Origin of the sequence: Nonomuraea fastidiosa (genome assembly GCF_042751225.1) — a bacterium.
In the GTDB taxonomy this organism is placed as follows: Bacteria; Actinomycetota; Actinomycetes; order Streptosporangiales; family Streptosporangiaceae; genus Nonomuraea; species Nonomuraea fastidiosa.
In genome coordinates, this window is sequence record NZ_CP170570.1 from 5,084,697 (window position 1) to 5,106,092 (window position 21,396).

Below are 21,396 nucleotides of genomic sequence, written 5' to 3' on the forward strand. Positions count from 1 at the left end.
CCTGCCTTGATAGTCAGTGCGTGAGAATCTTCGAAAGGAAGTCACGCGCCCGGTCAGTCTGCGGGTTGGTGAAGAACTCGTCGGGAGTGTTCTGCTCCACGATCTGCCCGTCGGCCATGAACACGACCCGGTTCGCGGCCCTGCGGGCGAATCCCATCTCGTGCGTGACGACCACCATGGTCATCCCGTCACGCGCCAGCCCGATCATGACATCGAGCACCTCCTGGACCATCTCCGGGTCCAGCGCGGAGGTCGGCTCGTCGAACAGGATCATCTTCGGGTCCATGGCCAGCGCCCTGGCGATGGCGACCCGCTGCTGCTGGCCACCGGAAAGCTGGGCCGGATATTTGTCCGCCTGAGCGGCGATGCCCACGCGTTCGAGAAGCTCCATCGCGCGCTTGTCCGCGGCGTCCTTGGCGACTCCGCGCACCTTGATCGGCCCGAGAGTGACGTTCTCTCTGATGGTCTTGTGCGCGAACAAGTTGAACGACTGAAAGACCATGCCGACTTCGGAACGCAGCTTGGCGAGCGCCTTGCCCTCCTGCGGCAGCTCCTGGCCGTCAAAAATGATCTTTCCGTCGCTGATCGTCTCCAACCGGTTCATCGTGCGGCACAACGTCGACTTGCCGCCGCCCGAAGGGCCGATGACGACCAGAACCTCGCCACGAGAGACGGTCAAGTTGATGTTCTTCAGGACGTGCAACGACCCGAAGTGCTTGTTGACGTTCTCCAACTGGACCAGTGGAGTGGCGTCGCCGTTCTCCGTCATGGAGTAAAACGTAGAGGGCATTAGAACGCTGTGCACTAACCGAGCGGTACCGATCCGATCACATCAAGCCGTCAAGCTGGCCTTTTAGAACCGTACGGGCCTTGTCAAGCCCGACTGCGACTACTCTTGAACCTGCCATGACTGTGACCCAGGAGGGCGCCCGCACCTACGAAGTGCGCACATACGGGTGCCAGATGAACGTCCACGACTCCGAGCGGCTGTCCGGCCTGCTGGAGGAGGCCGGCTGACGTGCCCGTCCCCGACGGTGAGACGGCCGATGTGGTCGTGTTCAACACATGCGCCGTGCGGGAGAACGCCGACAACCGCCTCTACGGCAACCTCGGCCACCTCCGCCCGGCCAAGGCCGGTAACCCCCGCATGCAGATCGCGGTCGGCGGCTGCCTGGCGCAGAAGGACCAAGGCGAGATCATCCGCCGGGCGCCGTGGGTCGACGTCGTGTTCGGCACCCACAACATCGGCTCGCTGCCGGTGCTGCTGGAGCGGGCCCGCATCGAGGGCGAGTCGCAGGTCGAGCTGAAGGAGTCGCTCGAGGTCTTCCCCTCGACGCTGCCCACCAAGCGCGAGTCCCCCTACGCCGCCTGGGTGTCGATCTCCGTCGGCTGCAACAACACCTGCACGTTCTGCATCGTGCCGTCGCTGCGCGGCAAGGAGAAGGACCGCCGGCCCGGCGACGTGCTCGCCGAGGTGCAGGCGCTGGTCGACCAGGGCGTGCTCGAGGTCACGCTGCTCGGCCAGAACGTCAACACCTACGGCGTGGAGTTCGGTGACCGGCTCGCCTTCGGCAAGCTGCTGCGCGCCTGCGGCGACATCGAGGGCCTCGAACGGGTGCGCTTCACCTCGCCCCACCCGGCGGCCTTCACCGACGACGTCATCGCCGCCATGGCCGAGACGCCCAACGTCATGCACCAGCTCCATATGCCGCTGCAGTCGGGCTCCGACCGCATCCTGCGGGCCATGCGGCGCTCCTACCGCGCCGAGCGCTACCTCGGCATCATCGAGCGGGTACGCGCCGCCATGCCCGACGCGGCCATCTCGACCGACATCATCGTCGGCTTCCCCGGCGAGACCGAGGAGGACTTCCAGGCCACCCTCGACGTCGTACGCCAGAGCCGCTTCGCCAACGCCTTCACCTTCCAGTACTCCATCCGGCCCGGCACCCCCGCCGCCACCATGCCCGACCAGGTGCCCAAGGAGGTCGTGCAGGAGCGCTACGAGCGGCTGGTCGCCCTGCAGGAGGAGATCTCCTGGGAGGAGAACAAGAAGCAGGTCGGGCGCACGCTCGAAGTGCTGGTCGCCGAGGGTGAGGGGCGCAAGGACGAGGCCACCCGCCGGCTGTCGGGGCGCGCGCCGGACAACCGGCTCGTGCACTTCGCCGTGGGCGACGAGACGCCGCGGCCCGGCGACATGGTGACGGTCAAGGTGACGTACGCGGCGCCGCACCACCTGGTCGCCGACAGGCCCGTGCTCGGGGTCCGGCGCACCCGCGCGGGTGACGCCTGGGAGGCCCGCCAGGGCGGCGGCCCCAGCACCTCCGGGGTGATGCTCGGCATGCCGACCATCGGTCGCCCGGCGCCGCTGCCCGCCGCGACGGGCGGCTGCTCGGCCCACTGACGTGCGCTCACCGGGGCCCGTCGGCCGAACGCTCGGCCGCGGCTGATCGGCCCGCGTGAGGGCGGTGGCACGATGGCCGCGTGGGAGCGGCCCTCGGCCATCAGCGATCGGCCCGCGCGAGGGCGGCCGCACGGGCCGCACGTTTCTCCGTAGAGGGCGGCACCGGTTCGACGGTGCCGCCCTTTCGCGTGCCCTTCAGCGGGTGAGGCGGTTCAGCACGTCGTAGCAGGGGCCGCGGCGGAAGTCGTGGAACGTTGCACACGGGTCGGGCATGCCGGGGCGCGGCGCGGGCCGGGTCACCTGGGCGGGCGGGCCGGACGACGGCCTGACCGGGGCGATGGCCCGGGGTTCGACGGGCGGCCGGGCGGGCTCGTGAGCGGGGCGCGCGGGCGGCCGTGGCGGCGCCTGCGGGGCAGGTGAGCCCTGCGGGCGCTCCACGTCCTTGTGGGGCGGCGCGAGCGGCCGTGCCGTTCCCGGGAGGGGGAGGCTCTTGTCGTACGGCGGAGGGACGGGGGAGGCCAGCGGGCCGGCCGAGGGGACGCCGGGAGTCGCCGTACCCGCAGGGGCGTCCCAAGCCGGGAGGAGGTCGGCGGCGGGGTCCCACGGCGGGACGGCCTCGATCCAGGGCGGCGACAGCGGACCGAACATGATCGACGCCGGATGCTGCGATGAATGGATCGCTCCATTAGCGGGTGTCGGAGTTGATGTGGCGGTTTGTGTTCTGATCGACGCCGAGAGTGGCGAATCAGATGATTTTGATCTTGTGGAAAGCGGGGTTTCCCGATCCAATCCATGCCGAGTTTGCGATGATGGCTCCGGCGAGTCGGTGAATGCCAGGAAAATTCCCAGCATGGCGGTGACGAGTACCCCGAAGGCTCCGGCCATGGGCGCGAGCTGGGCGCGGCTACCTGGGAAAATGGATCTTTGGGGGGACAAGTCGTGATTCCTTTGTGATTGTTGTGCGAGCATTCGGCTGTTGCGGCTAGTGTGGTCCATCACCCGCGGAAGCCGGTGAGCTTTCCCCGATACGACCGCAGGGAGCTGTAACGTCATGCAAGATCCGAACCAGGCGGATCGTCAGGAGATCCTGTCCGGGCCCGGAGACGCCCGGCGCGATGAGTTGAATAGGCCGCGCAGAAACCGATCGACGAAGAACCACAAGAAGGCGACGATCCTCGCCGCCTCTGCGCTCGTCGCGTTGATCGCCGCCGGTGGCGCCGGTTATCTGCTGGCCAACGCCAACGGTGAGGTCGCCCCGCAGAACGGCGCCCGGCCGCAGACGTCCCAGAGCGCCGCCGACGACCTCCAGGGCGACGACGAGGCGACCATGGGTGACGTCAACGCCGACGAGGCGGCCGGTGACGGCGCCAAGGACCGGGCCGCCGACGCCCCGGCCGACGACGGCGTGGGCGACGTGGCCGACCCCGGCGTCGGCGGCGACCCGTCCGGCGACAGGAGCGGATCCGAGAACGTCGCCACCTCCCGCGGCGAGTCGGGCAACAAGGCGAGCGACGGCAAGAAGCCCGCTTCGTCCCCCACCAAGGCACCGCAGTCCGCCGGCGACGGCGGGCAGTCCGACTCCCCGGCCGACGGCCCCGCCGGCCTCGTCCCCGGGCAGTGCTCGAAGAGCGGCTGCTGACGCACCGAGCCCACCCCAGCCCGCCGGCGGGAGCGGCCCCGCTCGGCCCGGCGGGTGCGGTGGCCGGTGGTGGTGTGCGGCCAGAAGGCGGCTGGGAGCGGCTGTGCTCGCTCCCTACGCCCGGTCGGCGGGCTGCCTAGCCCCATTTGCCCGGATCGGTCCACAAGGCGGCTGAGAGGCGCTGAGCGGCTTCGCGCCGACGGCAGCGCGAAGCCGCCGGTTCGCTGAGCCAAGTGGCTCGACGGTTCTGGGGCGTACTGGACCTTCGGCGCGGGGCGTCCGGGTGCCTAGGGTCGGCGCATGACGACTGACAAGGCATCCGAGTTGCGCGCCCTGCACGTACCCGGACGCCCGCTGCTGCTGCCCAACGCCTGGGACGCCGCCTCCGCGCGGGCCGTGCGCGAGGCGGGGTTCCCGGCGGTGGCCACCAGCAGCGCGGCCGTGGCCCGCACGCTCGGGTACGAGGACGGCGAGCGTACGCCGGTGGCGGAGATGCTGGCGGCGATCGCCCGGGTGGCCGCGGCCGTGGACGTGCCCGTGACGGCCGACGTCGAACGCGGCTACGGGCTCAAGCCCGCCGAGCTGGCCGAACGGCTGCTCGCCGCCGGAGCCGTCGGCTGCAACCTGGAGGACTCGCGGCCGGACACCGGCGAGCCGGTCGATCCCGGCGAGCAGGCGGAGTTCCTCGCCGAGGTGCGCGCCGCGGCGGGCCCAGGGCTGGTGATCAACGCCAGGGTGGACGTCTACCTCTCCGAGCGGCCCTCCCTGGAGGAGGCCGTACGGCGGGGGCGGCGCTACCTGGAGGCGGGGGCCGACTGCGTGTACCCGATCGGCGCGGCCGGCGAGGACGAGATCCGGGCGCTGGTGAGCGAGCTGGGCGGGCCGGTCAACGTCCTGTGCGAGCCCGGAACCCCGCCGCCCGCGCGGCTGGCGGAGCTGGGCGTGGCCAGGGTCAGCTTCGGCAGCGGGCTGCACCGGGCGGCCCAGGCGTACACGAAGGGGCTGCTCGCCGCCGTGGCCGAAGGCCGCAGCCCGCTCTGAGCGGGAGGCGCCGCGGCCCTTCGGTGAGCCGGTCCGGGTGGAGGCGGGCGGACCGGGGCTGAGTACGCTGGCGGCGTGCTTGTCGCCGCGGCCGTCTGCCCGCCAACCCCGCTGGTCGTGCTCGCGCTGCCCGGCCTTCGCTCCGCCTGCCATGACGCGATCGCGAGCCTGGCGGAGGCCCGTCCGGAGACGCTGATCGTGGTGGGCGGCGCCGAGACCACGGCCGCGTACGACGGTGACGCCGCGGGCACCCTGCGCCCCTGGGGCATCGACATGGAGACGCCGGGCGGCGGCGAGCCGGTGCTGCCGCTGTCGCTGACCGTCGGCCGGCTGCTGCTCGGCGACCGGACGCCGGACGCCCTGCGCTCCGTGGCGTTCGACACCTCCCCTGAGGAGTGCGCCGCGCTGGGCGAGGAGCTGGCGGACGGCCCCGGCAGGGTGGCGCTGCTGGTCATGGCGGACGGCTCGGCGTGCCTGGGCCCGCGCGCGCCCGGCCGGTACGACGAGGCGGCCGAGCCGCTCAACGACCTGATCGCGGGCGCCATCGCCGCGGGCGACCCGGCGCCGCTGGCCGCCATCGGCCCTGACGAGGCCGACCGGCTGTGGGTGAGCGGCAGGTCCGCCCTTCAGGTGCTGGCGGGAGCGGCGGGCGGGAAGACGTACAAAGGCCGCCTGCTCACGGCCACCGCCCCCTACGGGGTCGGCTATTTCGCCGGCTGCTGGGTGTCTTGAGAGCGCGGCCGATGGAGCGAAGGGGCGTGGCGGCGCTTGGGGACCGGGATCCTCATCAAATCCCTGGCCAGCACCACCTCGCCGTCGAAGTGCCTGCGCACCTCCTCGGTGAAGGCGGGCTCGTCGTCGAAGCCGTACCGCTCCGAGAAGTGAGTGAGCACCAGCCGCCGCACACCGGACTGGGCCGCCACCTGACCGGCCTGCTCCGCCGTCAGGTGCCCGTACTCCTTGGCCAGGGACGCCTCAGGCGACAGGAACGTCGACTCGATCACCAGCAGGTCGGCCCCGGAGGCCAGCTCGAAGACGGCGTCACAGAGCCGGGTGTCCATCACGAACGCCACGCTCTGGCCCGGCTTGGGCACGCTGCACTCGGCGAGCGTGACGCCGCGCACCGACCCGTTGCGCTGCAGCTCGCCCACCTCGGGGCCGCGGATGCCGTGGGCGGCCAGCTTCTCGGGGAGCATGCGGCGGCCCGGCGGCTCCTGGACGCGGTAGCCGTACGACTCGACGGGATGTGACAGGCGGCGCGCGACGATCGGCGCGACCTCGGCCACCTCGCCGGAGACGGGGTGCTCGGAGATGACGTCGGTGTCGGCGAAGGCGGTGGCGTGGCGGAGCCTGTCCCAGTACGTCCCGCCGGAGGCGGGGAAGACGGCGCGTACGCGATGGCGTACCTTGTCCCGGGCGATCCGCTGTACGATCCCCGGCACGCCGAGGCAGTGGTCGCCGTGGAAGTGCGTCACGCAGATCCAGTGCACGTCGTTGGCGCTCACGCCCGCGTACGTCATCTGGCGCTGCGTGCCCTCGCCCGGGTCGAACAGGAAGCCCTGGCCGTCCCAGCGCAGCAGGTAGCCGTTGTGGTTACGGTGGCGGGTGGGGACCGCGCTCGACGTCCCCAGCACCACGAGCTCACGTGAGGACACGATGACCCCTAGCGAGGAGACGGTCGCCATCGCCGAGCTGCCCACGCCGGTGGGCGTGTTCTCCCTGGCCATGACCGAGACCGGTCTGGTGGCGTCGGGCTGGGGGACCCGAGCCCGGCTGGCGGGCCGGCTCGATCTGGCGGAAGTCCATGATGCGGATCGTACGGCCTCCGCCGTCGCGGAGCTGAAGGCTTATTTCGCGGGCGAGCTGAAGACGTTCGCGACGCCGATCGACTGGCGGCTGATGGCGGGCGCGCGGCTGCGGGTGCTCCAAGCGCTGCACAAGGTCCCGTACGGCACCGCCGTCACCTACGGCGAGCTGGCCAGGCTCGCGGGCTCCAGCGTGCCCGCCAGGGGCATCGGCTCGATCATGGGCTCCAACCCGATCCCGATCTTCATCCCCTGCCACCGGGTGGTGGCCGCGGGCAACGGGCTGGGCGGTTTCAGCGGCGGCGAAGGTGTCGAGACCAAGCGGTGGCTGCTGACCCACGAGGGCTACCTGCAGCCGACCCTGCTGGATCTCTAGCAGACTTGTCGGTGTGCGCCAGCAGCCAGTGATCGCCGTCGTGGGCCCCACGGCGGCAGGAAAGTCCGATCTCGCCGTCGACATCGCCCTCAGGCTGGGCGGTGAGTGCGTCAACGCCGACTCCATGCAGCTCTATCGCGGCATGGACATCGGCACGGCCAAGCTCACCCCGCAAGAGCGCCGCGGCGTGCCCCACCACCTGCTGGACATCTGGGACGTCACGGTCACCGCCAGCGTCGCCGAGTACCAGAAGCTGGCCAGGGCCGTCTTCGACGCCGTCGAGGTGCCCGTGCTGGTCGGCGGCAGCGGCCTGTACGTGCGGGCGGCCATCGACGACTTGGAGTTCCCCGGCACCGAGCCGGAGATCAGGGCCAGGCTGGAGGCCGAGCTGGCCGAGCGTGGCTCCGCGCCGCTGTACGAGCGGCTGCGCGAGCTCGACCCGGCCGCGGCCGCCGCGATCCTGCCCAGCAACGGCCGCCGCATCGTGCGGGCCCTGGAGGTGATCGAGCTGTCCGGCCGCCCGTTCTCGGCCACCATGCCGTCGTACGACGCGGTCTACCCGAGCGTTCAGATCGGCATCGAGGTGCCGCGGCCGGTGCTCGACGAGCGGATCGAGCGCAGGGTCGAGCGCATGTGGGAGGCCGGGCTGGTCGACGAGGTGCGCACGCTGCTCGGGCAGGGCCTGGCCGAGGGGCGCACGGCGAGCAGGGCCCTGGGGTACGCCCAGGTCATCCGCTTCCTGGAGGGGGAGTGGAGCGAGGAGCAGGCGAAGGCCGAGACGATCAGGCTGACCAGGCGCTTCGCCCGCCGGCAGGAGTCGTGGTTCCGCCGGGATCCGCGGGTGCACTGGCTGCCGTACGACGCCCCCGATCTTCTGGAGCGCTCCCTCGCGCTCATAGGCGGACACCCGTACGAATAAACTCCTAAGATGCGCTTTCTCAAGGGGCACGGCACCGAGAACGATTTCGTCATCCTGCCTGATCCCGGCGGTGAGGTCGATCTGTCGGCTTCGCTGGTCGCGAAGATCTGCGACAGGAGAGCCGGCATCGGAGCCGACGGCGTGCTCCGCGTGGCGCCCACGAAGCAGAGCCCGGAGGTGGCCGATCAGGCGGCCCAGGCCGAGTGGTTCATGGACTATCGCAACGCCGACGGCAGCACGGCCGAGATGTGCGGCAACGGCGTGCGGGTGTTCGCCCGCTACCTGCTGGAGGCCGGGCTCGCGCACGGCACGGAGTTCGCCGTGGCGACGAGGGGCGGCGTACGCAGGGTGCGCGTCGAGCCGAACGGCGACATCACGGTCGACATGGGCAAGCCCGTCGTCCACGGCGAGAGCGTGGCGACGGTGTGCGGCCAGGAGTACACCGGGCTCCACGTCGATATGGGCAACCCGCACCTGGCCTGCGCGATCGGCGACCCGGTCGCCCAGCTCGACCTCGACCGCCAGCCCGGCTTCGACACCGGCGTCTTCCCCGCGGGGGTCAACATCGAGCTGTTCAACCCCGTGGGCACGAGCCGGGCGGTCATGCGCGTCTACGAGCGCGGCTCCGGCGAGACGCGGGCCTGCGGCACGGGCGCGGTGGCCACGGCGGTCGCGGCGGCGGCCCTGAGCGGCGAGACCACGGGCACGTGGACGATCGAGGTGCTGGGCGGCACGCTGACGGTGATCCTGGACGAGGAGACCAGCTACCTGTCCGGCCCTGCGGTGATCATCGCCCAGGGCGAACTCACTATTGCAGAATGATGTTCTGGTAGGGGATGCTGAGTCCACATTCCGGACTGAGAGGTGGACATGGCGCACCCACGTACCACGGCGGCCCAGGTCAAGGGGCCGATCGGGCAGCTCGGCGGCGGATGGATGATCTCGCGCGAGGTCAAGGCCGTCTGCGACGAGTACGGCCTCGGCGGTCGCGAGTTCTACTTCCGCGGCCGCTGCGGCGTGCTCGGCGAGTGCGCGGCCGACGTCGTCACGTCGGTCGCGGTCTTCTTCCCGCCCGAGCACGTCGAGGAGAGCTGGAACGGCGGGCGCAAGCTCGCCACGGACCGCGCCGTCGAGCTGTACGCCGCCGCCTGCCACCAGTGGGCGCGGCGCAAGCTGGGCGATTACGACGGCTGCGCGAGGATCGCGGAGCTGCTGGAGCCCGTCGTCGAGCAGGCGTCGCCCGTCGGCGCGCCGCTGTTCGCCGGCTGGCGGGCGGTGCCGCTGCCCGACGACCCGCCCGCCAGGGCCGTCCAGCTCATGCATCTGGTACGCGAGCTGCGCGGCGGCCTGCACGCCAACGCGGTGCTCGCGGCAGGGCTGCACCCCCTGGAGGCGACGCTGGCCGCCGACCACGACGCCACCCCCTTCGGGCGGCGGAGCGGGGAGGACCTGGCGCGGTTCTTCCAGTGGCCGGAACCGTATGAAAAGCCCGGTCCCGAGGTCGTCGCCAAGCGCGCGGCCGTGGAAGAGGCCACCGACGATCTCATGGCGGAGGTGTTCTCGGTCATGAGCGACGGCGAATCGGACGAGCTGATCGAGCTTCTGCGTTTTGGGCACGCTCGTTGACCTGGCAGACTGACTGCCCATGGACGTGGACATCTGGGCCTGGGTCGGCGAAACCCAGCAGCAGCTTTCCGAGGCGGGCAACGTTGGCCTCGCCATGGCGCTGGGAGACCTTCCCGCACAGGCTTACGAGGGCCGATACCCGCAGCTCGACGTCATGGCGCCGGCCATCGCCGGGCAGGCGGAGACCCTCCAGCTGCCCTGGCTCGAGTTCTACGCCCGCTACTGGCATCTGATGGGCCGCATCGGCGACCGCGCCCAGGGCGCGGTCGCGATCGACGACGCCAGGCAGCTCGTGGCGTTCGCTCAGCGCGAAGACGTACGCGACTGCCCGGCCACCCCCGCGGCGGCCGAGGCGATGGCCATCGCGCTGGCCAACGCCGACGGCCCCGGCTACGCCGCCGAGCGGCTGGAGACGCTCGCGCCCGTCATCGAGGGCGTCGGCCCGGACAACCCGGCCTTCTCCGGTCTCGTGACGCAGTACGTCGCGGCCCTCATCGACGCCGGCAAGCCGGGCGAGGCCGTCAGCTACGCGGAGTCCGCCGTCGAGCGGCTGCGCGCGGCCGGCCGTGAGGCGAGCTTCGAGCTGGGCGCCGAGAGCGCCCGTGCGCTGCTGGCCGCGGGCCGCGCCGAAGACGCGCTCACCGCGCTGCAGGCCGCATCCGGCTTCAAGCCCGACGACCCGGTGGCCAAGGAGCACCGCGACGGCGTGCGCAGGGCGCTGATCCTCGCCACGCTCGGCCGTACCGCCGAGTCCGTCGACGCGCTGCCCGACCTCGACGTCGTGGGCGACCACCCGCGCGTGTGGGTCGAGTGGACCCAGGCGGTCAGCAAGCTCGCGCCGTCCGGTGTGATCACCAACACCTGGCAGCTCGGCCGCGTCGTGCGCCAGTGGATCGACTACTTCGGCATGATGGGCGGCTACCGCGCCCGCGTCGAGCTGGCGCTGGTCGGCGGCGACCTCGCCATCGGCAGGAAGGGCGTGTGGCAGGCCAGGCTGCTCGCCGACCTGGCCGAGTCCGGCACCGCCGAGCTGCGCGAGACCGCCGGCCTGGCCGAGCGCATCGCCGCGCTGCGCGCCGCCGCCGACGCCACCGAGCCGCCGCCCGCTGAGGTGCCCCTGGAGGAGCGGGTCGGGCGCTTCGACGCCGAAGACGGCTTCAACGCCGACCCCGAGAAGTGGGTCGAATGGCTGGCCCCGCTGTCCGGCAGCGACATCGAGGCGACCCGCCGCCACACCACCACGCTCGGCTTCCTCGGCTACCCCGCCGCCGGCGCCGACATCTACTGGAAGATGCTGGTCGACACCGGCGAGATCGCCACGGCCCACAGCGACGACGTCGCCTACCTCACCACGCTGCTCATCGAGGCCCGCCAAGACGAGCGGCTCGAGCAGATGGCCGCCATGCTGCCGCACGCCGACCAGCAGTTCGCGCTCGCCCGCCTGCACAGCGCCCGCGAGCGCTGGCCCGAGGCGGTCGACGCGGCCGAGCACGCCATCGCGGCGGGGCCGGCGTCGAGGCCCGCCGCCTGCTGGCCGGCGCCGCCCAGCAGATCGACCAGAACGCCAGGGCCGCCCAGGTGCTCGCCGAGGCCCTCGACGAGCTGACCGAGGAGGACACCTGGCGCATGATCGTCATGGCCACCTCGGCCGAGGACTGGGAGATCGTGCGCAAGGGCGCCGCCAAGATCGGCATGCCGCTCAAGTCCACCGAGGGGCCGATCGAGGAGGAGATGGGCCTCATCCGGCTCGTCCTGCCCGCGCCCGACGGCGGCCAGCGCCAGGTGCTGTCCATCCGCACCGGCCCCGCCACCGCCCGGCTCGCCCTGCCGCAGCCGCGCGGCATGGACTACAACGCCGGCGACCTCGTCGTCTTCGACCCGCAGCTGCTCGAGCCGGTGCCCGAAGACCCCGAGGAGCAGCAGAACTTCGTGCCGCCCTTCGCCGCGGTGCGCATGCTGCGGCCCGGCGGCTACACCAGCTACTTCTTCGACGGTGCCGCGCCGAGCGAGGAGGACTGGGCGGAGTTCACCGAGGTCATGGCCGAGCGCGGCTGGCCGATGTGGGTCTACAGCGACGAGAACTACACCGTCACCCACCCGAGCACCGGCGAGCCGCTGCCCGGCGTGTTCGGCTGGGTCGCGGTGCCGCCCAACGTCACGCCCGCCGAGGTCGACGCGCTGCTCGACGATGCCACCGAGCGCTGGGTCCACCCGCTGGCCTGGCTCGACCTGGCGCGCGAGATCGGCGTCGAGGTCGAGCGGCACGAGCGCATCGTGAAGGAATACGGGCTCTAGACCGATCGGAGGGCGGCCGGTGGTGCTGGAGCGGTTCCGGCTCGACGGCAAGGTGGCGATCGTCACGGGCGCGTCCTCGGGCCTCGGCGTCGCCTTCGCCCGCGGCCTGGCCGAGGCCGGGGCCGACGTGGTGATCGCCGCCCGCCGCGCCGAACGCCTGGAGCAGACGCGGCGGCTGGTCGAGGAGACCGGCCGCCGGTGCCTGGCCGTCCAGACCGACGTGTCCAAGCCCGAGGAGTGCGACGCGCTGGTCGCCGCCGCCGTCGAGGGCATGGGTGCGGTCGACGTGCTCATCAACAACGCCGGGGTCGGCACCGCCGTGCCCGCTCTGCGGGAGACGCCCGAGGAGTTCCGGCGGGTCATCGACATCAACCTGCACGGCACGTACTGGATGGCACAGGCGTGCGCGCGGGTGATGCGGCCCGGCTCGTCGATCGTCAACATCGGCAGCGTGCTCGGCGAGACCACGGCCGGGCTGCCGCAGGCCGCCTACAGCGCCTCCAAGGCCGGCGTCGTGGGTCTCACCCGCGACCTGGCCCAGCAGTGGACGGGGCGGCGCGGCATCCGGGTCAACTGCCTGGAGCCCGGCTTCTTCGCCTCGGAGATGACCGAGCAGTACAAGCCGGGCTACCTCGAACGCATGACGGAGGCCCGCGTCATCATGGGCCGCGCCGGCGACCCGGCCGAGCTCGTGGCCGCCGCCGTCTTCCTCGCCGGCGACGCCTCGTCGTACATCACAGGCGTCACCCTGCCCGTGGACGGCGGCCTCCTCCTCACCTAGCGGCCCGCGGCTCGAAGACGAAGCCGACGCCCGGAGCGCCAGCGGGTGGCCAAGACCACCTTCCGGCGATGCAGGGCCTCACGATCGCGTTCCGCCCGGTTGCGCATCGCGATGGGAGGGAGAATCCAGCGCTCTGGAAGGCGGTCCCTCAGCGGGATAGCAGGATGTCTATCCGGTGTGCCGGCCGGACCTGCGGCGGTCAGGGTGCGGGCCGCAGCCGATGGTCGTAAGGGGCCGCATGCATCGCCTCGCGACCGTGAGAGGGCGCGGGCTGCGGCCCCTGGCCGCCGGAGGGTGCGGCAGGTGGTCGTCAGGGGTCGCGGGCGAGAAGTTTGTTCTGGGCGGCGAGGTAGCCGGCGTGGAAGCGGGTGCGGGCGCCGAGGCGTTCGGCGAGCACCTGGACGCGGCGCTGCACCGTACGGGGGCTGAGGCCGAGCTGGCGGGCGATGGCGTCGTCCTTCATGCCGGCGGCCAGCAGGGCGAGGACCTCGGTGTCGGACGGCGAGGGCCAGGACTCGGTCTCCAGGCCGTCCTCCGACAGCCGTAGCGGTACGGCCGCCCGCCACAGCGTCTCGAAGAGCCCGACGAGGGCGTCGAGCAGCGCCGACGGGTGCACGACCAGGGCGCTCTCCACCGCCTGGTCCTCGTCGGAGACCAGCGGGAGTATCGCGGTCTGGGCGTCGGCGATGGCGAGCTTGACGGGCACAGGGCCGAGCCGGGCGAGTTCGCCGTCGGCGACGGCGCGGCGGGTGTGGGCGAGCATGCCGGGCTGCTCGAAGGCGAGCGGGCTGTAGATGCCGCGCGTGACGGGCGCGCCACGGCGGGCGGCGCGGCGGCGGTTCTCCTGATCGTCGCTGATGTCCACCGCGTACGGCGGATGCACCAGCACCAGCAGCTCCTGGGTGGCGTTGCGTTCGAGCTGGAGGTAGCGGCGGGCGACGGCGTCGCGCCCGGTCACCACCTCGAGTACCTCCTCAGGGTGCGGCCCGCCGCGGTCGGCGACCTCGGTGGCGAGGAGCGCGGCGGCGGCCCTGCTGTGGGTGAGCTCCTCCTGGCGGCGGGCGACGAGGATGTCGATGGCGATGCTCGGCGGCGTGGCGACCAGGCGCAGCGGACGGCCGGCCACGCGGGAGACGAGGCCGAGGTCCTCCAGTCTGGGCAGCATGCGGCGGATGGCGCCGGCGGACGAGCCGGTCTCCGCCCCCAGTTCGCTCAGCGTGGCCGGGCCGTGCCGCAGCAGTGCGCGGTAGGCCGTCTCCTCGGCCGCCGTGACACCGAGCCCTTCCAGTAAGCGCCGCTGCGCCATGGTCTCGTGACGCCCCCTCCCCGTGCGATGATCCGAGGTCAGCGTACTGGTACGCCCGCTGTGGATGATCACATTTCGCGGCGTTCGTCCCCCGGCGGATCGCGCACCGAAGGTGACTCTTGTACCGGCGGTCCCGGGAATCTATGGTCGTTGCGTAGTGCGGTGCGTGTTGCGTATTAAGGAACAACTCCGGAGGCGACCATGAGCCGACCGCGTACGGTGATCGTGGGAGCGGGCATCGTGGGCTGCGCCCTCGCCGACGAGCTCACCGAGCGGGGATGGACGGACGTCACGGTCGTCGACCAGGGCCCGCTGTTCGCCGCCGGAGGCTCCAGCTCCCACGCGCCCGGCCTCGTCTTCCAGACCAACCCGTCGAAGACGATGACGGAGTTCGCCGCCTACACGGTCAGGAAGTACACCGCGCTCGGCGCCGGCTGCTTCGCCCAGGTCGGCGGCCTGGAGGTGGCGACCACCCCGGAACGCTGGGCCGACCTGCACCGCAAGCTCGGCTGGGCCGAGTCGTGGGGCGTCGAGGCGCACCTGATCGACCCGGCGGAGTGCGCGCGGTTATGGCCGTTGCTCGACAAGACCAAGGTGCTCGGCGGCTTTCACGTGCCGTCCGACGGGCTCGCGGCGGCGGTCGCCTGCGGCGAGCGTCAGGCGGCGCGCGCCACCGAGCGCGGCGCGACGTTCCTCGGCGAGCACACCGTGGCCGGCATCGACCAGCGCGGCGGCCGGGTGACCGGCGTCGCCGTCGTGGCCGGGGGCGAGCACCGGACCATCCCCGCCGACGTGGTGGTGTGCGCGGCCGGCTTCTGGGGGCCGTCGATCGGCGCCATGGCCGGGCTGACCGTGCCGCTGCTGCCGCTCGCCCACCAGTACGCCAAGTCGGGCCCCCTCGGCGACCTGCGCCCCGGCCCGATACTTCGCCACCAGGACCGCGACCTGTACTTCCGGCAGCACGGCGACCGGGTCGGCATCGGCTCCTACTCCCACCGCCCGATGCCGGTCGCCCAGCACGAGATCGGCCCCAAGTCCACCACGATGCCGTCGGTGCAGGCGTTCACCGAGGAGGACTTCGACCCGGCCTGGCGCGACGCGGTCGAGCTGCTGCCCGCCCTGGCCGGATCCAAGTACGAGGACGGCATCAACGGGATCTTCTCCTTCACTCCCGACGGATTCCCGCTGATCGGCGAGGCCCCGCACCTCGACGGGTTCTGGCTGGCCGAGGCCGTCTGGGTGACCCACTCGGCCGGGGTGGCGCGCGCGGTGGCCGAGCTGCTCGTCAACGGGCGCTCCGAGATCGATCTGCACGAGTGCGAGCTGGGCAGGTTCGAGCAGGCGCAGCTCTCGCCGGCGTTCATCGAGGAGCGCGGCAAGCAGAACTTCATCGAGGTGTACGACGTCGTCCATCCGCTGCAGCCGATGGAGTCGCCGCGCCCGCTGCGGACGAGCCCGTTCCACGTACGGCAGCGGGAGCTGGGCGCGTTCTTCCTCGAAGCGGCCGGATGGGAGCGCCCGCACTGGTTCGAGGCCAACGAAGGGCTGCCCCGCGCGGCCACCGGCGCCGAGCTGCGCGATGCGTGGGCGAGCCGCTACTGGTCGCCGATCGCCGCCGGCGAGTCCCGCGCCACCAGGGAGAGCGTGGCCCTGTACGACATGACGCCGCTCAAGCGGATCGAGGTCAGCGGGCCGCGCTCGGCGGCGTTCCTGCAGCGCATGACCACCAACAACGTGGACAGAAAGCCGGGCTCCGTCACGTACACGCTGCTGCTCGACCACCGGGGCGGCATCCGCTCCGACCTCACCGTGGCCCGGCTCGACGAGGACACCTTCCAGGTCGGCGCGAACGGCAACCTCGACCTCGAATGGCTGGCCAGGCACGCGCCGTCCGGCGTGCGGGTGCGCGACATCACGCCCGGCACCTGCTGCGTCGGCGTGTGGGGACCACGGGCCAGGGAGCTGGTGCAGCCGCTGACCGACATGGACCTGTCGAACGAGGGCCTGCGCTACTTCGGCTGCCGGCGCGGCTACGTCGGCCACGTGCCGGTGCTCGCGCTGCGCGTGTCGTACGTGGGCGAGCTGGGCTGGGAGCTCTACACCAGCGCCGACATGGGGCTGAAGCTGTGGGACACGCTGTGGGCCCCGGGCCTGGCGGTCGCCGGCGGCCGGGCGGCCTTCAACAGCCTGCGGCTGGAGAAGGGCTACCGGCTGTGGGGCGTGGACATGACGACCGAGCACACCCCGTACGAGGCGGGGCTGGGCTTCGCGGTCAAGACGGACAAGGACTTCATCGGCCGCGACGCGCTGACCACGGACGTCACCCGCACACTGGTGCCGCTGCTCAGCGCCGAGGTCGTCATGGGCAAGGAACCGGTCAGGCACGACGGCCGCACGGTCGGCTACGTCACCAGCGCCGCCTACGGCCACACGATCGAGCGCCCCATCGCCTACGCCTGGCTGCCCGCGGAGCTGGCCGAGCCCGGGACGCAGGTGGAGATCTCCTACTTCGGCCGCCGCATCCCCGCGGAGGTCGCCGCCGAGCCCCTGTACGACCCCGGGATGGAGAAGATCCGACGGTGACCCACCCCGACTTCCTCTGGCGCAACCCCGACCCGAAACCCTCCTACGACGTCGTCATCGTCGGCGGCGGCGGGCACGGCCTGGCCACCGCGTACTACCTGGCGAAGAACCACGGCATCACGAACGTCGCCGTCCTGGAGCGCGGCTGGCTGGCCGGCGGCAACATGGCGCGCAACACCACGATCATCCGCTCCAACTACCTGTGGGACGAGAGCGCCGCCATCTACGAGCACTCGCTCAAGCTCTGGGAGGGGCTGAGCGAGGAGCTGGACTACGACCTGCAGTTCAGCCAGCGCGGGGTGCTCAACCTGGCGCACAACCAGAGCGACGTGCGCGAGGGAAAGCGCAGGGTCAACGCCAACCGGCTCAACGGCGTGGACGCCGAATGGCTCGACGCCGACGAGGTCAAGAAGTTCTGCCCGATCATCAACGTCTCGCGGCAGGCCCGCTACCCGGTCATGGGTGCGACCCTGCAGCGGCGCGGCGGCATCGCCAAGCACGACCACGTCGCCTGGGCGCTGGCCAGGAAGGCGGACGCGTACGGGGTGGATCTGATCCAGGGCTGCGAGGTCACCGGCTTCGAGATCACCGGCGGCCGTGTGGTCGCCGTCGGGACCTCGCGCGGCAGGATCGCCGCCGGCAAGGTCGCGCTGGCCGCCGCCGGGCACACCTCGGTGCTCGCCGCGCGGGCCGGGCTGCGGCTGCCGCTCCAGTCGCACCCGCTGCAGGCGCTGGTGTCGGAGCTGCTGGAGCCGGTGCTCGACTGCGTGGTGATGTCGAACGCGGTCCACGTGTACGTCAGCCAGGCCCACAAGGGCGAGCTGGTCATGGGGGCGGGCATCGACGCGTACAACTCCTACGGACAGCGCGGCAGCGTCCACGTGATCGAGGCGCAGATGGCGGCGGCCCTGGAGCTGTTCCCGATCTTCAGCCGGGTCCGCGTGCTGCGCACCTGGGCCGGCATCGTGGACGTCTCGCCCGACGCCTCACCGATCATCGGCCGCACGCCGATCGGCGGCCTCTACATCAACGCCGGCTGGGGCACCGGCGGCTTCAAGGCCACCCCGGGCTCCGGCTGGGTCTACGCCGACACGATCGCCCACGACCGCCCGCATCCGCTGGCGGAGCCGTTCGCGCTGGAGAGGTTCACCACGGGGGCGCTCATCGACGAGCACGGCGCGGCGGCGGTGGCCCACTGATGCTGCTCATCGACTGCCCGCACTGCGGTCCACGCGACGAGACCGAGTTCCGCTACGGCGGCCAGGCCGGCATCGCCTGCCCCACGGGCGAGACCACCGACGCCGAGTGGGCCGCGTACGTCTTCTTCCGTGACAACCCCAAGGGCTGGTTCCGCGAGCGCTGGTTCCACGCGCACGGCTGCCGGACCTGGTTCGACGTCGAGCGGCACACCGTCACCCACGAGATCAGGAAGCCCTCATGAGGTTCACCTTCGACGGCCGCCCGCTGCGGGGCGAGCCGGGCGACACGCTGGCCGCCGCCCTGCTGCGCAACGGCGTGCGGGTGGTGGGCCGCAGCGTCGCGCTGGGCCGGCCGCGCGGCGTCTTCACCGCCGGGCCCGAGGAGCCGAACGCGCTCGTCCGCGTCGGCCCCGACCCCATGCTGCCCGCCACCACGGTCGAGCTGTACGACGGACTTCAGGCGTGGAGCCTGCGCGGCAAGGGCCGGGTGGACCCGCACAGCGCGGCCGAGCTTGTGGACGACCGCCGCTGCGACAAGGGCTACCTGCACTGCGACGTGCTCGTGGTGGGCGGCGGACCGGCGGGCCTCGCCGCGGCGGTGGCGGCGGGCCGTGCCGGGGCGCGGGTGATCCTGGTGGACGATCAGCCCCGCCTGGGCGGCGACCTGCTCAACTCCCGCCTGCGCATCGACGGCGCGCCCGCGCTCGACTGGGTGGACGGGCTCGATCTGCCGGGCCGGGTGCTCACCAGGACGACCGCCATCGGCTACTACGACCACAACTACGTGGTGGCCGTGGAACGGCGGGCGCGCGGCGAGCGGCTGTGGCACCTCAGGGCCCGCCAGGTGGTGCTGGCCACGGGCGCGCACGAGCGCTCCGTCGCCTTCCCCGGCAACGACCGGCCCGGCGTGATGCTCGCCTCGGCGGCCCGCGCCTACGCCAACCGGTACGGCGTCGCGCCCTGGCGGCGGGCGGTCGTGTTCGCCTGCGCGGACTCCGCGTACGAGGCGGCCGGAGACCTGGCGGCGGCCGGGGTGGAGGTGGCCGAGATCGTGGACCCGCGCGTGGACGGGCGGGTGGTCACCGGCACGACCGGCGACGCCGACGGCGTGCTGACCGGCGTCTCGATCGGCTCCCGGCACGTCGAGGCGGACCTGCTCGCCGTGGCCGGCGGCTGGAACCCGGCCGTGCACCTGTTCAGCCAGTCGCAGGGGCGGGTCGGGTTCGACGAGGAGCTGCAGGCGTTCGTGCCGGGCACGTCCGCCCAGGCCGAGCGGTCGGCGGGGGCGTGCAAAGGCGTGTACGGCACGGCCGCGGCCATCGCCGACGGCTACGCGGCGGGCGCGGAGGCGGCGTCCCTGGCGTTCGGCACCACCCGCGACTCCGGTGAGGCAGGGCCGGAGACGCGCATGCGCGATCGGGGCGGGCCGGGCGAGCTGCGGGTGCCCGAGTGCGACGAGCGGCCGATCACAGCGCCGCCCGCCGCGCTGTGGCTGGTCGAAGGCGAGGGGGCGGGCGGTGACGAGCCGGCCTTCGCCGACCTGCACCGCGACGTGACCGTGGCCGATCTGGCCAGGGCCACCGGCACCGGCATGCGCTCGGTCGAGCACGTCAAGCGCTACACCACCGCGGGCACCGGCGCCGACCAGGGCAAGACGTCGGGCGCGGTCGTGGTGGGCGTCATGTCGGCGCTGCTCGGCACCGAGCCTGGTCAGGTGGGCACGACCACGTTCCGGCCGCCGTACACGCCGGTGTCGTTCGCCACGCTGGCCGGGCGCGACAGGGGCGAGCTGTCCGACCCGGTCAGGACCACCGCCATGCACGACTCCCACGTCGCGCGCGGCGCGGTCTTCGAGGACGTCGGCCAGTGGAAGCGCCCCTGGTACTTCCCGCAGGACGGCGAGTCGATGGAGGACGCCGTACGGCGCGAGTGCCGGGCGGCCCGCACCGCCGTGGCCGCCATGGACGCCTCCACGCTCGGCAAGATCGACATCAGGGGCGCGGACGCCGGGGCCTTCCTCGACCGGATCTACACCAACATGTACTCCACGCTGCCCGTCGGGGCCTGCCGGTACGGCGTGATGTGCCGGGCGGACGGCATGGTGTTCGACGACGGCACCACCACCAGGCTCGCCGGCGACCACTACCTGATGACCACGACCACGGGCAACGCCGCCGCCGTGTTCGACTGGCTGGAGGAGTGGCACCAGACCGAGTGGCCCGGCCTGGACGTGTCGTTCACCTCGGTCACCGACCACTGGGCGACGGTCGCCGTGGTGGGACCGCAGGCCAGGCGGGTGATCGCGGCCGTCGCGCCCGGCGCGCTCGACCTGGCGTTCATGCGGTACGCGGCCGTGGACGTGATGGGCGTGCCCGGCCGGGTGTTCAGGATCAGCTTCTCCGGCGAGCTGGCGTACGAGGTGAACGTGCCCTGGGCCTACGGGCGGGCGCTGTGGGACGCGGTGCTGGAGCTGGGCGCGGTGCCGTACGGGACCGAGACCATGCACGTGCTGCGCGCCGAGAAGGGCTTCGCGATCGTCGGTCAGGAGACCGACGGCACGGTCACCCCCCAGGACCTCGGCATGTCGTGGCTGGTCTCCACGCGCAAGCCGGACTTCGTGGGCAAGCGCTCGCACGCCAGGCCCGACACCGCGCGTCCCGATCGCAAGCGCCTGGTCGGGCTGCTGCCCGACGACCCCGCCGCGCGGGTGGAGGAGGGCGCGCAGCTCGTGGCGGCCGGGCAGGCACTCACCGGTGTCGTGCCGATGCTCGGCCACGTCACCTCCAGCTACCACAGCGAGGTGCTGGGCCGTACGTTCTGCCTGGCCCTGGCCAAGGAGGCGGCCCCCGGCGACCGGCTGACGGCGGTGTCCGGGGGAGCGGCGCTGCCCGTGACGGTCGTGGAGCCGGTCTTCTACGACCCTGATAACGCCCGCCGCGACGGCGAGCCGCTGCCGCCCGGCGAGATCGCGCCGCTGACCGGCTGCCGCGCGGAGAGCCCGGCCGCCTCCTTCGCCGCGCGGTTCGCGGCGGCGAGCGGTGAGCGGGTGCGGCTGCGCGAGGTGCCGTTCGAACCGATGTGGGAGGTCAGGGGCGCGGATCCGGGGACGGGGCTGCGGCTCGGGCCGTCCTGGTGGCTCGTCGTGGGGGACGCTGCCAGAGACGCGACGCCTGGCCCCCGCTGGGTGGACGTCTCGGGCCAGCGGACGATCCTGGAGCTGTCGGGCCCCGGGACCGAAGACGTGCTCATCACCGGATGCCCGCTCGACCTGCACCCGTCGGCCTTCCCCGGGCACGCTCAGACCCTGCTCGGCAAGGCGCCGGTCGTCCTGGAGCGGCGAGCGCCCGATATGTACTGGATCTACGTAAGATCGTCCTTCACCCGGTACATGGCGGAGTGGCTGCTCGACGCCCTTCAGGGGTGAT

At 72.3% G+C, this 21,396-nt stretch carries 19 protein-coding genes and 1 pseudogene; 16 read left to right on the forward strand and 4 right to left on the reverse strand.

Going from position 1 to position 21,396, the window contains the following annotated elements:
- Positions 1-13 precede the first annotated feature (13 nt).
- A complete protein-coding gene (locus ACFMQL_RS23680) occupies positions 14-769 on the reverse strand; it encodes an amino acid ABC transporter ATP-binding protein (RefSeq protein ID WP_364057206.1) in 756 nt (251 codons plus the stop codon).
- 194 nt (positions 770-963) lie between these two features.
- Between ACFMQL_RS23680 and miaB the strand changes: the two are divergent.
- A pseudogene (gene miaB / locus ACFMQL_RS23685) lies at positions 964-2,401 on the forward strand (tRNA (N6-isopentenyl adenosine(37)-C2)-methylthiotransferase MiaB).
- Between the two features lie 195 nt (positions 2,402-2,596).
- On the opposite strand, the gene ACFMQL_RS23690 reads toward miaB, so the two are convergent.
- Entirely contained in the window at positions 2,597-3,049 is a 453-nt protein-coding gene (locus ACFMQL_RS23690) for a hypothetical protein (protein ID WP_378787047.1), read from the reverse strand.
- Here ACFMQL_RS23690 and ACFMQL_RS23695 point away from each other — a divergent pair.
- The 4 genes from ACFMQL_RS23695 (at position 3,048) to ACFMQL_RS23710 (ending at position 5,813) form a co-directional block, all read left to right on the forward strand.
- On the forward strand, positions 3,048-3,344 hold the full coding sequence (locus ACFMQL_RS23695) for a hypothetical protein (RefSeq protein WP_364057197.1): 297 nt from the start codon (positions 3,048-3,050) through the stop codon (positions 3,342-3,344). The two genes, ACFMQL_RS23690 and ACFMQL_RS23695, sit on opposite strands and share 2 nt — an antisense overlap.
- 108 nt (positions 3,345-3,452) lie before the next feature.
- Entirely contained in the window at positions 3,453-4,040 is a 588-nt protein-coding gene (locus tag ACFMQL_RS23700) for a hypothetical protein (protein WP_364057194.1), read from the forward strand.
- 300 nt (positions 4,041-4,340) lie between these two features.
- A complete protein-coding gene (locus ACFMQL_RS23705) occupies positions 4,341-5,081 on the forward strand; it encodes an isocitrate lyase/phosphoenolpyruvate mutase family protein (protein WP_378787050.1) in 741 nt (246 codons plus the stop codon).
- Positions 5,082-5,156: 75 nt separating this feature from the next.
- On the forward strand, positions 5,157-5,813 hold the full coding sequence (locus ACFMQL_RS23710; RefSeq protein WP_364057188.1) for a hypothetical protein: 657 nt from the start codon (positions 5,157-5,159) through the stop codon (positions 5,811-5,813).
- Here ACFMQL_RS23710 and ACFMQL_RS23715 read toward each other — a convergent pair.
- Entirely contained in the window at positions 5,786-6,736 is a 951-nt protein-coding gene (locus ACFMQL_RS23715; RefSeq protein ID WP_378787052.1) for a ribonuclease Z, read from the reverse strand. The genes ACFMQL_RS23710 and ACFMQL_RS23715 overlap by 28 nt on opposite strands.
- A gap of 1 nt (position 6,737) precedes the next feature.
- On the opposite strand from ACFMQL_RS23715, the gene ACFMQL_RS23720 reads away from it, so the two are divergent.
- From ACFMQL_RS23720 to ACFMQL_RS23750, 7 genes are read left to right on the forward strand one after another with little or no spacing between them, the layout of a single operon-like run.
- Entirely contained in the window at positions 6,738-7,262 is a 525-nt protein-coding gene (locus ACFMQL_RS23720) for a methylated-DNA--[protein]-cysteine S-methyltransferase (protein ID WP_364057182.1), read from the forward strand.
- Between the two features lie 13 nt (positions 7,263-7,275).
- On the forward strand, positions 7,276-8,181 hold the full coding sequence (gene miaA / locus ACFMQL_RS23725; protein ID WP_364057179.1) for a tRNA (adenosine(37)-N6)-dimethylallyltransferase MiaA: 906 nt from the start codon (positions 7,276-7,278) through the stop codon (positions 8,179-8,181).
- A 9-nt stretch (positions 8,182-8,190) separates the two neighbouring features.
- Positions 8,191-9,003, forward strand: coding sequence for a diaminopimelate epimerase (dapF, locus tag ACFMQL_RS23730; protein ID WP_364057176.1), 813 nt, complete (start codon positions 8,191-8,193; stop codon positions 9,001-9,003).
- A gap of 48 nt (positions 9,004-9,051) precedes the next feature.
- Positions 9,052-9,807, forward strand: coding sequence for a hypothetical protein (locus ACFMQL_RS23735; RefSeq protein ID WP_378787055.1), 756 nt, complete (start codon positions 9,052-9,054; stop codon positions 9,805-9,807).
- A gap of 19 nt (positions 9,808-9,826) precedes the next feature.
- A complete protein-coding gene (locus ACFMQL_RS23740) occupies positions 9,827-11,413 on the forward strand; it encodes a hypothetical protein (RefSeq protein WP_378787057.1) in 1,587 nt (528 codons plus the stop codon).
- Complete coding sequence (locus ACFMQL_RS23745) at positions 11,386-12,102, forward strand: hypothetical protein (protein WP_378787059.1); 717 nt, start codon at positions 11,386-11,388, stop codon at positions 12,100-12,102. Before ACFMQL_RS23740 ends, ACFMQL_RS23745 begins: the two co-directional genes overlap by 28 nt.
- 22 nt (positions 12,103-12,124) lie before the next feature.
- The gene (locus tag ACFMQL_RS23750; protein ID WP_364057167.1) at positions 12,125-12,883 is read left to right on the forward strand and encodes a glucose 1-dehydrogenase; all 759 of its coding nucleotides are present in this window, start codon (positions 12,125-12,127) and stop codon (positions 12,881-12,883) included.
- Positions 12,884-13,193: 310 nt separating this feature from the next.
- Here ACFMQL_RS23750 and ACFMQL_RS23755 read toward each other — a convergent pair whose 3' ends face one another.
- On the reverse strand, positions 13,194-14,189 hold the full coding sequence (locus ACFMQL_RS23755; protein ID WP_364057164.1) for a helix-turn-helix domain-containing protein: 996 nt from the start codon (positions 14,187-14,189) through the stop codon (positions 13,194-13,196).
- A gap of 201 nt (positions 14,190-14,390) precedes the next feature.
- Here ACFMQL_RS23755 and ACFMQL_RS23760 point away from each other — a divergent pair, with 201 nt between their 5' ends.
- The 4 genes from ACFMQL_RS23760 to ACFMQL_RS23775 are packed head-to-tail and all read left to right on the forward strand — an operon-like array spanning position 14,391 to position 21,395.
- A complete protein-coding gene (locus ACFMQL_RS23760) occupies positions 14,391-16,772 on the forward strand; it encodes an FAD-dependent oxidoreductase (protein ID WP_378787061.1) in 2,382 nt (793 codons plus the stop codon).
- Entirely contained in the window at positions 16,769-17,971 is a 1,203-nt protein-coding gene (locus ACFMQL_RS23765; RefSeq protein ID WP_378787063.1) for a sarcosine oxidase subunit beta family protein, read from the forward strand. The genes ACFMQL_RS23760 and ACFMQL_RS23765 overlap by 4 nt, the downstream gene beginning before the upstream one ends.
- Entirely contained in the window at positions 17,971-18,213 is a 243-nt protein-coding gene (locus tag ACFMQL_RS23770) for a sarcosine oxidase subunit delta (protein WP_378787064.1), read from the forward strand. Before ACFMQL_RS23765 ends, ACFMQL_RS23770 begins: the two co-directional genes overlap by 1 nt.
- On the forward strand, positions 18,210-21,395 hold the full coding sequence (locus ACFMQL_RS23775) for a 2Fe-2S iron-sulfur cluster-binding protein (RefSeq protein ID WP_378787066.1): 3,186 nt from the start codon (positions 18,210-18,212) through the stop codon (positions 21,393-21,395). Before ACFMQL_RS23770 ends, ACFMQL_RS23775 begins: the two co-directional genes overlap by 4 nt.
- The last annotated feature ends 1 nt before the right edge of the window (position 21,396 follow it).